10 protein-coding genes are annotated in these 12,471 nt (G+C 53.2%); 1 reads left to right on the top strand and 9 read right to left on the bottom strand.

Annotated elements, in window-relative coordinates; all coding sequences use genetic code 11:
- Position 1: 1 nt before the first annotated feature.
- The 9 genes from rspA to mdtD all read right to left on the bottom strand — a co-directional run bounded on the left by rspA (position 2) and on the right by mdtD (position 11,182).
- Entirely contained in the window at positions 2–1,216 is a 1,215-nt protein-coding gene (rspA, locus tag ACM5QY_RS10130; RefSeq protein WP_152324540.1) for a starvation-sensing protein RspA, read from the bottom strand.
- A 204-nt stretch (positions 1,217–1,420) separates the two neighbouring features.
- The gene (gene yiaK, locus ACM5QY_RS10135; RefSeq protein WP_416120515.1) at positions 1,421–2,434 is read right to left on the bottom strand and encodes a 3-dehydro-L-gulonate 2-dehydrogenase; all 1,014 of its coding nucleotides are present in this window, start codon (positions 2,432–2,434) and stop codon (positions 1,421–1,423) included.
- Entirely contained in the window at positions 2,421–3,983 is a 1,563-nt protein-coding gene (locus ACM5QY_RS10140; protein WP_416120516.1) for an MFS transporter, read from the bottom strand. Before ACM5QY_RS10140 ends, yiaK begins: the two co-directional genes overlap by 14 nt.
- A 268-nt stretch (positions 3,984–4,251) precedes the next feature.
- Complete coding sequence (gene yegS / locus ACM5QY_RS10145) at positions 4,252–5,148, bottom strand: lipid kinase YegS (RefSeq protein WP_416120517.1); 897 nt, start codon at positions 5,146–5,148, stop codon at positions 4,252–4,254.
- 371 nt (positions 5,149–5,519) lie between these two features.
- Complete coding sequence (gene trhP, locus ACM5QY_RS10150; RefSeq protein WP_416120518.1) at positions 5,520–6,905, bottom strand: prephenate-dependent tRNA uridine(34) hydroxylase TrhP; 1,386 nt, start codon at positions 6,903–6,905, stop codon at positions 5,520–5,522.
- Between the two features lie 186 nt (positions 6,906–7,091).
- Positions 7,092–7,439: a YegP family protein gene (locus ACM5QY_RS10155; protein ID WP_416120519.1), complete on the bottom strand. Its 348-nt coding sequence runs from the start codon at positions 7,437–7,439 to the stop codon at positions 7,092–7,094.
- Between the two features lie 165 nt (positions 7,440–7,604).
- On the bottom strand, positions 7,605–8,324 hold the full coding sequence (baeR, locus tag ACM5QY_RS10160; RefSeq protein WP_416120520.1) for an envelope stress response regulator BaeR: 720 nt from the start codon (positions 8,322–8,324) through the stop codon (positions 7,605–7,607).
- Positions 8,325–9,710 (bottom strand): envelope stress sensor histidine kinase BaeS, encoded by a 1,386-nt coding sequence (baeS, locus tag ACM5QY_RS10165; protein ID WP_416120521.1) that lies wholly within the window; start codon positions 9,708–9,710, stop codon positions 8,325–8,327.
- A complete protein-coding gene (mdtD, locus tag ACM5QY_RS10170; RefSeq protein ID WP_416120522.1) occupies positions 9,707–11,182 on the bottom strand; it encodes a multidrug transporter subunit MdtD in 1,476 nt (491 codons plus the stop codon). Before mdtD ends, baeS begins: the two co-directional genes overlap by 4 nt.
- 260 nt (positions 11,183–11,442) lie before the next feature.
- On the opposite strand from mdtD, the gene ACM5QY_RS10175 reads away from it, so the two are divergent.
- Positions 11,443–12,396, top strand: a complete 954-nt coding sequence (locus ACM5QY_RS10175; RefSeq protein WP_416120523.1) for an aldo/keto reductase — start codon at positions 11,443–11,445, stop codon at positions 12,394–12,396.
- Positions 12,397–12,471: the final 75 nt, after the last annotated feature.

Genomic DNA, 12,471 nt, shown 5'->3' on the forward strand with positions numbered 1-12,471 from the left:
CTCACCAGTTCCACAAAGTGCCGTCTTCAAGACGGGCCACCGGCAGATAAGCCGGTTCGTACGGATATTTCGCGGCGAGTTTTTCGTCAAACTCAATGCCGAGCCCGGGTTTTTCGCCGGGGTGCATATAGCCGTTATCGAAGGTCCAGTTATGCGGGAACACTTCCAGCATCTGTTCGGAATAGCCCATGTATTCCTGCACGCCAAAGTTCGGCACCCACAGATCGAAGTGCAGGGCAGCTGCCATGCAGACTGGAGAGAGATCTGACGGGCCGTGCGAACCGGTACGAACCTGGTAAAGCGACGCGAAATCGGCGATGCGGCGCATCCCTGTGATGCCGCCCGCGTGGGTCAGCGTGGTGCGGATATAGTCGATCAGCTGTTCTTCAATAAGCTGTTTGCAATCCCAGATACTGTTGAAGACTTCGCCCACGGCGATTGGTGTGACCGTGTGCTGGCGGATCAGGCGGAAACATTCCTGATTCTCGGCAGGCGTCGGGTCTTCCATCCAGAACAGGCGATATTCTTCGATGCTTTTGCCAAACCGCGCGGCTTCGATAGGCGTCAGGCGGTGATGCATGTCGTGCAGCAGATGTTCGTCAAAACCGAATTTATTGCGCACGGCTTCAAAAAGTTTTGGCGTGAAATCGAGGTATTTTTCCGTGGACCACAGCTGTTCTTCCGGCCAGTTGCCTTTGGTCGCCGGTTCATATGCCAGGCCTTTGCCCTTCGCCATGCCGTAGGTGGTTTTCATACCCGGCACGCCGCATTGGGCGCGAATCGCCTTGAAGCCCAGCTCTTTGTGTTTGGCGTAATCGTCGAGCACTTCGTCGATGGAATGGCCGGTGGTGTGGCAGTAAACCATCACGCCGGTGCGGGACGCGCCGCCGAGCAACTGATACAAAGGCATATTGGCGGCTTTCGCTTTGATATCCCACAGCGCCATATCGACCGCAGAAATGGCCGACATGGTGACCGGGCCGCGACGCCAGTAAGCGCCTTTGTAGAAGAACTGCCAGATGTCTTCAATCTGATGCGCGTCGCGCCCGATAAGCTGCGGGCAAACGTGGTCTTTCAGATAAGACGCGACCGGTAATTCTCGGCCGTTCAGGGTGGCATCGCCGATACCGGTCAGCCCGCTGTCGGTGGTGATTTTTAACGTCACAAAGTTGCGACCCGGACAAGTGACAAAGACTTCAGCATTCACGATTTTCATCGGTTACGACCTTTTGCAGTAAAAGTTAGATGCATTTTCTTTGGCTATAAATACGCCAGATCTTAACTACCATACAAGTATGTAAATCTGTTTTTGCCGGAGACGATCACATTTTGAGCGGAGATTTGAGCGGAAAAAGTCACCAGAGCAGAAATGAAAACGCCTGCAACAGGCAGGCGTTTCAGGGGGTGAGCAGGAGAAAAATTATTCCGCCAGCCGCATGACTTCATCCCAAACGGCATCATCAACGGGAATACCAAGGCGGCGGTTTTGTTCACGGTTTAACGCCGCCGTCTGGCCGGGATAGCGCACATCGTGGCTGTTTTCGGCGGGCTCGGACTGATTCACGTAATCCGCCACGCTGTCGGCCATGCGTTCGGTGAATTCGGTTCCGCCCAGCTGTGCCGGGTCGAAGACCATGAAAATCTGGCTGGCACCGGTGCAGCTTCCTTCGCCAATTTTATCGATTTCATGGGTCGGTGAACCGGCGGAGAGCAGTGCGGCCATGGCGTCGAGCACAATCGCCAGGCCGGAACCTTTCCAGTAACCGGTGGGTAAAATGCGCATGGAAGCCTCAATCGGGCCGGGATCGTCGGTGAGATTTCCCTGGTTGTCATAGCCGCCGGGATACGGCAGTTTTTCGTTTTTGAGCCGTGTGACCTGCAATTTGCCGTAGGAATATTGCGACATCGCCATATCCAGCACGATCGGGCCTTTGGCTCTGGGCACCGCCATCACGAACGGGTTATTGCCGATGCGGGTATTTTTGCCACCCCACGCAGGCATACACGATTCGGTGTTCGTCCAGCAAATGGCCGCCATGCCGCGTGTGGCGGCGTGCCAGCCATAGCTCCCGCCGCGCATCCAGTGGCTGCTGTTTTTCATGGCGACAATCCCGACGCCGTATTCTTTTGCCATTTCGGCGGCTTTTTCGACGGCGAACAGCGCATTAGTGATACCGATCCCGCGATTGCCGTTATAGATGGCGATGGCGCCGAGCGATTTTTCCTGTACAGGTTTGGCATGAATATTAATCCAGCCTTTCTGCACGTAATCGACAAAGCGCGCCACCCGGTTCAGGCCGTGCGAAGCAATGCCGTCGCAGCTCGATTCGGTGTGGATCCGCGCACAGGTTCGCGCACTTTCTTCATCCAGCCCCGCGTTGAGCAAGGCGCGCCGGATGGTTTGTTGCATCAGGCTGAATTCAATTCTTTGCATTGTCGGCTCCGGTGGAAAGTTCAGGTGAGGTCAGCGGGGAATTTTCTTCTGTCTGGCTAAGAATATTATTATCACCCCAACATTTTTCGTAAGGCCAGCCGGTCAGTTGTTCGGCGATTAAACGGGTTTCCGGCGTCACATCATATTTACTGCCACCGGCTTTCAGGCGTTCAATTTCATTGACCAGCAGGGCATGGTTATGGCGGGTCAGGCGAAACTTCATGGCGCTGTAAAGGCCAATCAGCAGAAAGACCACCGAGCCTGTGCCAAATACCAACGTAATTCCGTATACCGCTTCTGCGGGTTGCGTCGCGCTTTTCGGCGTAAATCCGTAATGTTGTAATAACAGGCCCACGGTAAATAACGCCACGGCCTGAACGGCTTTACGCACAAAGGTCATCACGCCCGCGAAAATACCTTCGCGGCGTTTTCCGGTCAGCATTTCATCGACATCAGGAATAAAGCTGTAGATATTCCAGCAAACATAACTGGTGCCGGAACGTCCGACGCCCATTAAAATAACGGAGAGGTAAATCAGCGCCATATTAAAAGGCAGTTGCAACAGATGAATGGATAAAAATAACCCGACACTTGCCAGCATAAATAATTGCGCGATGCGGTACGCGGAACCATTACCTAACTTCATACACAGGAAAATAAATAAGGCCACGCAGACAAACTGAATCAGCGTCATGAGCGTCATCGCATTGGACGCCGTCACGGCATTTTGCCCGAGGACAAAAATAATGTAGTACGCAAGCACGGCACCGAGAACATCCAGCGCGACATAACCACCCAGATACATCCCGACGTGCTGGCTGAATGTGCGTACTTTCATGGTCGAAACCAATGACCTTAACAGGTGTTTCATGTCGCGGCGGAAAGATAATTTCGGCGTGGCTATATCAACGGGGATCGGGCGTTCCCATGTGTAGAAATACAGGAGCAGGATCACCACGGCGAACAGTACGCCAAATATCACCCCCATAATCAGAAATGATGAAGACGAGTCTTCGCCGAGATAGGCAATAATCCGGCCCGGAAGCCACGCAGCTAATATCGCGGCACCGGTAGAAAAGAACATCCTGACACCGGTGAGTTTAGTGCGCATTTTAAAACTGGAGGTCATTTCCGCCGCCAGCGTTTCATAAGGCACAATCGCCAGCGTATAAGCCGCATAGAATAAAATATACGTAAACAGGTAATACCAGAAACCCATGCCGCTGACCCACATAATAATGTAAGTCACCATAATGAGCGGAGCACCAAGTAAGAAGAAGAACCCGCGACGGCCAAATTTTTTACCCCACGGATGGCGATAAAAATTATCGGTCACGTATCCCATCAGCGGATCGAAAAAAGCATCCAGCAGGCGGGCAGAAGCAATAACCGCGCCAGCCTCCGCCGGGCTTAATCCGGCGTAGGTGGTATAGAAATACATAATCCATAAACCTAATACTGCAAAACAACCTCCGCCGAAGAAATCGCCTCCGCCATAGGCCAGCATATTTTTCAGTGATATCGGTCTTTCTTTATGATGATTAATCATAATACCCCTGTGCTCCGTATTATTTTGGATATATCGGATAAGTCAGAGTCGTGAAAAGACAAGCTTATTGAGATGCCCGCCGACGCCCTGGAATTAGAACTCCGTCAACGTCGGCAGAATAAAACTAGGTCACCGGCATCTACCATACAAGTATGTGAATCAGGATTTATCGGAAGGGATCACAAAAAAAGATGCCAATACCCTCTGTACTGTAAGGCCGGTCACAGTACAGAGAATGAGCAAGCAGTGCAGGGGGAAACGCGGAGAATTAGCCGAGTAACTCGCAGTTTGGCGGCAGACGGCACTGAATGGCATTGGGGATAACTTCGATGCGGAACTGTTTTCCGGTCAGCGGCTCGCCGTCGAGATTAAACGTCATCTCGTGCGGCGCGTTGATTTCCAGCCACGGCAGGCTGGCGGAAATGATGTTCTTGTTCTCTTCGTTGTTGATCAGGCTGCGCAGGAAAGAGGGAAGCAGCTCTTCGGAGGTCAGCAAACGCAACTGCAGCAACCCGTCGTTAATCAGCGCGTCCGGGCAAATTTGCTGCCCGCCGCCAGCCTGACGCCCGTTGCCGATGCCGATGACCAGCGCGTCGCCCTGCCAGATGAAATCCGGCCCCTTGATTTCGCAGCGGTCCGCTTTAAGCGTATCAAGGCGTAAAAGTCCGTGAATGAAATAGGAAACGCCGCCGAGTGCGGCTTTCAGTTTTTCCGGCGTTTCGGTGGTGATCCGGGTGCCGAATCCGCCGGTCGCCATATTGATGAAGAAGTGCTGGTCATTCACTTTCGCCAGATCGATATCGACCACGCGGCCTTTTACCGCCAGTTGCAGTGCCTGTTCCGGCGCGAGCGGAATATTACAGGCGGTCGCGAAATCGTTGGCGGTGCCCAGCGGAATAATCCCCAGCACCGGCGCTTTTTCGCCAAACTGTGCCAGCGCACCTGCGACTTCGTTGATGGTGCCATCGCCGCCACCGGCAATCACCGTTTGGCAGCCCAGTTTCACGGCTTCTGCCACATAGCGCGCAGCGTCGCGGTGTTCCCAGGTGACGCGCACGCTGAGTTCCACGCCTTCTTCACGCAGCGCACCGACGGCTTTCCGCAGTTCTTCATTCCCTGCCCCTTTTCCGTTTAAGATCAGCAGTGCAGCGCCCGAATCCGTCATATCATCTCCTTATCATTCATAGACTTTAACAATAGATGATAACAGTCGTATTTGGCTATCGGATTAATCACTTAATAATTTAATCATCTGTTAAATAATTGCGGTTAAATTAATTCAAAAAATGGCGTATTGGTTTAGCGGGAATTTATTAATTTGAAGGGGAAATGGAACGTTATTCTTCTCAATAACAGGGAAAAGTAAACTGATTGAATACCAAAAGAAAAGCCAGCTCAAGGGAGATTGAGCTGGCCAAGGAGGTGGTTCCTAGTGTAGTCCTGTGCATTATTTTGCATTCGAAGTAAATTGCGAATGCATATTAACCAACTTAATTCAAAATAGTTGTGACCGGATTCTTGTTTTCACTAAAAGCCTTATTTCATGTGCGGATTGCGCGTATCGGTTTCTTCCAGATTTCGCAGCAGAATGGCAAATTCCAGGCTGATGTCTTCTGGCAGGGCGACGTATACAATATGTCCGTTACCCGGCGCGACTTCCGTCGGCTGGCCTTTCTTGTTGCGCAGCGCTTCGAGCTTGAACTGAATATTGCCCTGCGGCGTCATCATTTCCACGCTATCGCCGACGGTGAATTTATTTTTAACGTCGATTTCAGCCCAGCCGTCCACGCGGTTGCCGGTGAATTCGCCGACAAACTGCTGACGGTCACTGACGGAAAAACCGTATTCGTAGTTTTGTTGCGCGTCATGGGTATGGCGGCGCAGGAAACCTTCGGTGTACCCGCGATGCGCCAGCCCTTCGAGGGTGGACAGCAGCGTCGGGTCGAAAGGTTTTCCGGCAACAGCGTCGTCGATGGCGCGGCGGTAAACCTGTGCGGTACGCGCGCAGTAATAGAAGGACTTGGTGCGGCCTTCGATTTTCAGCGAATGCACGCCCATTTTGGTCAGCGCTTCGACGTGCTGGATGGCGCGCAGGTCTTTGGAATTCATGATGTAAGTGCCGTGTTCGTCTTCGAAAGCACTCATGTATTCGCCGGGGCGCAGGGCTTCTTCGAGCATAAAGACTTTATCCGTCGGCTGACCGATGCCGAGCGTGGGTTCCGGGGCATCGACCTGCTGGACCGGAATCGGTTCGTACTGATGTACGATATTGCCGACAGCGTCTTCTTTGCCTTCCTGAACCTTATATTCCCAGCGGCAGGCGTTGGTGCAGGTTCCCTGATTCGGGTCACGTTTGTTGATGTAACCGGACAGCAGGCAGCGGCCGGAATAGGCCATACACAATGCGCCGTGGACGAAAATTTCGATTTCCATGTCCGGCACCTGCGTGCGGATTTCTGCGATTTCTTCCAGCGACAGTTCGCGGGACAAAATCACGCGCGTCAGGCCCATTTGTTTCCAGAACTTCACCGTCGCCCAGTTTACCGCATTCGCCTGAACTGACAGGTGAATATCCATCTGCGGGAAGGCTTCGCGCACCATCATAATGAGACCCGGATCGGACATGATCAGCGCGTCCGGCCCCATCTCGATGACGGGCTGTAAATCGCGGATGAAGGTTTTCAGTTTGGCGTTGTGCGGCGCGATATTCACCACCACATAGAATTTTTTACCGAGCGCATGGGCTTCGCGGATGCCGATTTCCAGATTCTGGTGGTTAAATTCGTTATTGCGTACACGCAGGCTGTAACGTGGCTGACCGGCATATACGGCATCTGCGCCATAGGCAAACGCGTAACGCATATTTTTCAGGGAGCCGGCAGGGGAAAGCAGTTCCGGAACAAAAGAATCGGGGGTAAACATAGTCAATCTCAGTCTGATCACAGGTCAGGGCCGTCCCGGATGCGGGGCGACGAAAGGTCAGAATTGTAACGTCTGAGTTGATCAAAAGCAGCCGGTTAGTGTGGGTATTTCAGCTTTTATGGGGTCAGATCAATTTTTGAGTCGGGAGGTTGCAGCGCAAAATACTGCAACCTCCGGAAAGTAGGATCAGGCAGTTTGTTGGGTGTGATCGCGGATATCGGCAGTTGGCCCATTTTTCACCACTGACTGAACACCTTTTTTCGCGGCGCTTTCCGTTGTGTACATTTCACTCACGCCGATGACCTGATGGTTTTTCGCTTTCAACACAAAATAAAATTGCCCGTCTTTTGACGGTTTCATTTCGTATTGCGTTTCATCCGGCGCGTTGGTCTGAACCGACGAAATGCCATTTTCTGCCGACGCTTTGCTGGCATACATTTCGCTGGTGAGGATAATCTCTCCGTTCCCGGCCTTCAGGTTAAAGTGAAACTGTCCATTCTTCGCTTTTGTCAGATCATAGTGACCGTTAGCCATAAAGGTAATCTCCAGTAGAAGGGTTTTTCCAGAGATAAGTGTAGTTAAGGGAAACTTTTTCGCGGGGAAAGAGGAAATTTAAGACAGTAAATGTGAACTGGCCGACAGACTTTCAGTAACTTTACAAATCTGCGTTGCCGGCCTTTCAGGTACTCAGCCTGTGCGTTATGCCAGATGGCAAGGTTCTGCTTCCCAGCGATAACCCACGCCATAAACGGCGCGGATAAACGCTTTCTCGCCGTCCAGAGATTCAAGTTTACGGCGTAAATTTTTGATGTGGCTGTCGATGGTGCGGTCCGTCACCACGCGGTAATCGTCATAAAGATTATTGAGCAGCACTTCGCGGGTGAAAACATATCCCGGTTTGACCGACAGCGTTTTCAGAAGGCGGAATTCTGCCGGTGTCAGCTCAAGTTCATTTCCCTGAAACGTCGCCTGAAAGCGGGCTTCATCAATATACAGACCGGTCTCTTTTGCCACATGTTCGTCAGGGCGCACGCAGCGGCGCAGGATCACTTTCACACGCGCAACGACTTCACGCGGGCTGTAAGGTTTACAGATGTAATCATCAGCCCCAATTTCCAGCCCAAGCAGGCGGTCGATTTCTTCAGTTTTTGCCGTGACCATCATAATGGGAACATCGGAAAACTGGCGGATGTCACGGCAGATGGACAAGCCGCTGCTTCCCGGCAGCATCAGATCCAGCAGGATCAGCGCCGGAGGCTGGGTTTTCACCTGTGCGATCACGTCGTGCCCGTCGGGCAGCCATTGTGTGGCATAACCCGCCGCTTCGAGATAGTCGATCAGCAACTGGGCAAGTTTCGGTTCATCTTCCACGATCAGAATTTTTAACGGCGCAGGGCCGGACAATACAGAGTCGTTCATTCAGTTTCTCGGGCCATGTGGAATAGAAAGCGGCAGGATAATCGTTATACGAACGCCACCCGCCGGAGAGTGGCTGGCGCTTATCTGCCCACCGTGTGCTTCGACAATATTCTGGCAAATTGCCAAACCTAAACCAGACCCCCCGCTGGCGCGATTGCGCGAGCCCTCGGTGCGATAAAACCGTTCGAAAATACGCACCAGCTGTTCGTCGCTGATGCCTGGCGCGCTGTCCTGGAAATTCAGATGCAGAGATTTATCGCGGATTTCCCCGTGGATTTCCAGGCCACCGTTGGGGTCAGTATAGCGCAGGCTGTTTTCCAGCAAATTATTGAAAAGCTGCGAAAGGCGCTGCGGATCGCCAAAGACTTCGGCGCTTTCCGGCAGATGGCTGGTCAGGGTTAACTGTTTACTGTGGAAGCGGTCGCGTGAACCGGCTTCCGCCAGCTGAATCAGGTGCACCACGTCCGTTTCGACTTTACGGTACGCCAGCGCACCGGCATCCGACAGCGAAAGCTGGTGCAAATCATCCACCAGCTTGGTGAGGATCGACACTTCAGATTGCAGGGATTCCAGTGAACCCATCGTCATTTTGCGTACGCCGTCCTGCATCGCTTCCAGCTCGCCGCGTAAAACGGCCAGCGGGGTGCGCAGTTCGTGAGAAATATCGGCCATAAAGGCACGACGCATCTGCTCGTTTTTTTCCAGCGTCATCGCCAGCTGGTTAAAATCCTGCGCCAGTTTGCCCAGTTCGTCTTCGCTGTCGACTTCAACACGCGTGCTGAAATCCCCGGCGGCCAATTGATGTGTCCCGTTGACCAGACGTTTAACCGGCGCGAGCATTCCCCTTGAAAGTACCCAGGTCACGGCGGCGGCCAGCAGGGCGGTGAACGCCGTGATAATCCAGCTGGTGCGGCTTTGCTGATGTTCGAAATTGATATCGGCATCACGGGTCAGGCGCTCGGCTGGCGTAGAAATCACCGAGCCTATGATCATGCCGTCAACGGTCATCACGCGACGCGGCCCCTGAAGATCAGCAGGAACCGGCTGGTCGTAACCGCCGATGCGGCGGTCATGGCTGTCGAGGATCCAGAACTTTGTCCGCCATCCCTGCGGCGGCATTTTCTGGCTGCTGTTCTGGTCAAATGAGCGCATCAGCTGATAAATCAGCCGGTCATTTTTTTCCAGAAAATCCCAGTCGCCGTGGAGTTTGTATTGTTCCTGCAAGGTATCGGCCAGCAGTTCTACGCGCGATTCATTACTCTGGCGGATGTAATCGATAAAGCCACGCTCGAAGCTCATCCGCACGCCCCAGTTCATGGTGATTAACACCAGTGCGCAGGTGCAGAAAATGGCCATAAACAGTTTGGCAGTAATACCTGGTTTCATGATTTTCTCATCGGGTCGGGAGATCCGGCCGCAGCACGGCGGCGATCAATAACGGTGTTTTTCTGCATGTCCGGCGGCACTTTCGAAAAGACCCAGGCGGGCAGGGCGATCACCAGCGCCATCGACATATAGCAATACAGGAAAGCAGTATGCAGCGTGCCGCTGTCCGGCGTAATGGTCTGCTGATGCGCAAACAGGCCAATCAGCAGGCCGGCCACGCTGACCCCGAGACTCATCGACAGTTGCATAATCATCGACAGCAGGCTGTTGCCGCTGCTGGCCAGACGCGGCGGCAAATCTTTCAGCGTGAGCGTATTCATTGAGGAAAAGCGCAGCGAGTTCACCATGCCCTGGAAGAACAGCACTACCGGAATCATCCACATGGCACCGTAAATCGCCACCAGTGGGAAGATAAGCGTGATCAGCGCGAGCAATAATGTGGCGGTCACCAGCGCGGCGCGATACCCGAGCTGATTCACCAGCCGCACAACTACGCGCTTCATCCCCATGCTGCCCAGCACCATCGGGATCATCATCAGACCGGCGTGGAACGGCGTAAAGCCCATTCCCAGTTGTAAAAATACCGGCGTCATAAACGGCAACATTCCGCTGCCAATGCGGCCTAACAGGCTGCCGATCAGGCCAATTTTAAATGTCGTGGTGTGGAACAGGCGCAGGGAAAACAGCGCGGAAAGATTGCCGCGGGCGTGCATCCAGTAAACGCCTAAAGCGCCTGAACCGACAACCACCAGCAGCACCAGTTCCAGTGCGCTGAGCCCCATGCTGCGGCTGCCTTCCAGCGCCAGCGTGAGCGTCGCCATACAAACCGCCAGCATGATAAAGCCGCTGATATCAAAGCGCCGCGTCTGCATTTTGTAATTCGGCATAATCATCAGCGTGGCAATACAACCGGCCAGACCGACCGGCAGATTGATCAGGAAAATCCAGTGCCAGCTGGCGTATTGAACCAGAAAACCGCCCAGCGCCGGGCCGAGTAACGGGCCGACCTGACCAGGCAGCGTGACCATGGTCATCGCCGCCATGTATTCACTGCGCGGAACGATTTTCAGCACCGTCAGCCGCCCGACGGGCACCATCATCGCGCCGCCAATCCCCTGAACAATGCGTGAAAGTACCAGTTCGCGCAGACTTTCGGACTGCGCGCAGAGCAGGGAACCGACGGTGAACAAGACGATGGCGGAAAAGAAGACCCACTTCACCCCGACTTTATCCGCCAGCCAGCCGCTGGCGGGCAACATCACGGCGACGGTCAGCACATAAGCGACCACCACCGAATGCATATGCAGCGGGTTTTCACCCAGGCTGCGGGCCATAGACGGTAACGCGGTATTCACAATCGTGGTGTCGAGTGCCTGCATAAAAAAGCCAAAGGCGACGATCCACAATTGCCAGCGTACCGAAGGCGGCAGCGGGGCGGAAGGCGGTAAGGTGTCAGTGTTTTCAGATTTCATGGGTTCGCATCAGCACAATCATTGTCGCGGCATTTCAGGGGGAGTACCACCTTCAGACCAGGCTCACAGTGTAGCCAGAATGTTTCTACAGAAAATGGAGGAAATAAGGAGAGTCTTTCCCATTTTTTGACAATCCTTCTGACAATAAAGAATAGAGTTTCAACCTGACATTTTATATCAAAATGCTAATGTTGACCTTTGATCACGAATTGTTCGCACGCAAAGCATGTTTAATCTGACCTTCTAAAAGGGAGAGTGTGATGAGTAAAAGAGAACTGGGCCGTTCAGGTATTCAGGTGCCGCTGCTGACGTTTGGCGGCAATGTGTTTGGCTGGACTATCGATCAGGCGGCCTCCTTTAATCTGCTCGATGCCCTTTTGGATCACAACCTTAACTTCATCGACACCGCCGATGTGTATTCGGGCTGGGTTGAAGGCAATAAAGGTGGCGAGTCGGAAACCATTATCGGCAACTGGCTGAAAAAAACCGGTAAGCGTGACCAGATCATTCTGGCAACCAAAGTCGGTAAACCGATGGGCGAAGGAAAAGTCGGCCTGTCGCCACGCTATATCAAAGAAGCAGTGGAAGCCTCTTTGAAACGCCTGCAAACCGACTATATCGATTTGTATCAGTCACATGACGATGATGCGGATACGCCGCTGGCGGAAAGTCTGGCCGCGTTTGATGCACTGATTAAAGAAGGCAAAGTGCGCGCTATCGGCGCATCCAACTACAGCGCGCCACGTCTGGCCGAAGCGCTGAAAGTCAGCAAGGAAAACGGGCTGGCGCGTAATGAAACGCTGCAACCTCAGTACAATCTTTACGACCGCAAAGTGTATGAAGAAGCGCTGGAAAAAGTCGTGACAGATAACGGCCTGGGCGTGATCAACTTCTACGGTCTGGCTGCCGGATTCCTGACCGGGAAATACCGTACCAAAGCGGATGCCAGCAAAAGCAAACGTGGTGAAAACGTGGTTGCACGTTGCCTGAACGAACGCGGCCTGAAAGTGTTGGAGGGGTTGGATCAGGTGGCGGAAAAACATGGCGCGCAACCGGGTCAGGTTGCACTGGCGTGGCAAATCGCCCGTCCAAGCATCACGTCTCCGATTGTCAGCGCCACATCACTGCAACAGCTCAATGAACTGGCGCAGGCCGCCACCCTAAAACTCGATGACGCGGATATCCGCACGCTTAACGACGCCAGCGCGTGGTAACAAAGTCTTTGTAAAACGGAATTTTCCGTATCGCCAGAAACAAAAAAACCGCCTTAACATCAGGCGGTTTTTGTT

The organism is Rahnella sp. PCH160 (assembly GCF_047784855.1).
In the GTDB taxonomy this organism is placed as follows: Bacteria; Pseudomonadota; Gammaproteobacteria; order Enterobacterales; family Enterobacteriaceae; genus Rahnella.

Bases quoted from the DNA above. Each gene is read 5' to 3' on its own strand.
- yiaK (WP_416120515.1), bottom strand. From the start codon at position 2,434: ATGCAAAGAATTGAATTCAGCCTGATGCAACAAACCATCCGGCGCGCC.
- rspA (WP_152324540.1), bottom strand. From the start codon at position 1,216: ATGAAAATCGTGAATGCTGAAGTCTTTGTCACTTGTCCGGGTCGCAAC.
- baeR (WP_416120520.1), bottom strand. From the start codon at position 8,324: ATGAACGACTCTGTATTGTCCGGCCCTGCGCCGTTAAAAATTCTGATC.
- ACM5QY_RS10140 (WP_416120516.1), bottom strand. From the start codon at position 3,983: ATGATTAATCATCATAAAGAAAGACCGATATCACTGAAAAATATGCTG.
- ACM5QY_RS10175 (WP_416120523.1), top strand. From the start codon at position 11,443: ATGAGTAAAAGAGAACTGGGCCGTTCAGGTATTCAGGTGCCGCTGCTG.
- trhP (WP_416120518.1), bottom strand. From the start codon at position 6,905: ATGTTTACCCCCGATTCTTTTGTTCCGGAACTGCTTTCCCCTGCCGGC.
- ACM5QY_RS10155 (WP_416120519.1), bottom strand. From the start codon at position 7,439: ATGGCTAACGGTCACTATGATCTGACAAAAGCGAAGAATGGACAGTTT.
- mdtD (WP_416120522.1), bottom strand. From the start codon at position 11,182: ATGAAATCTGAAAACACTGACACCTTACCGCCTTCCGCCCCGCTGCCG.
- baeS (WP_416120521.1), bottom strand. From the start codon at position 9,710: ATGAAACCAGGTATTACTGCCAAACTGTTTATGGCCATTTTCTGCACC.
- yegS (WP_416120517.1), bottom strand. From the start codon at position 5,148: ATGACGGATTCGGGCGCTGCACTGCTGATCTTAAACGGAAAAGGGGCA.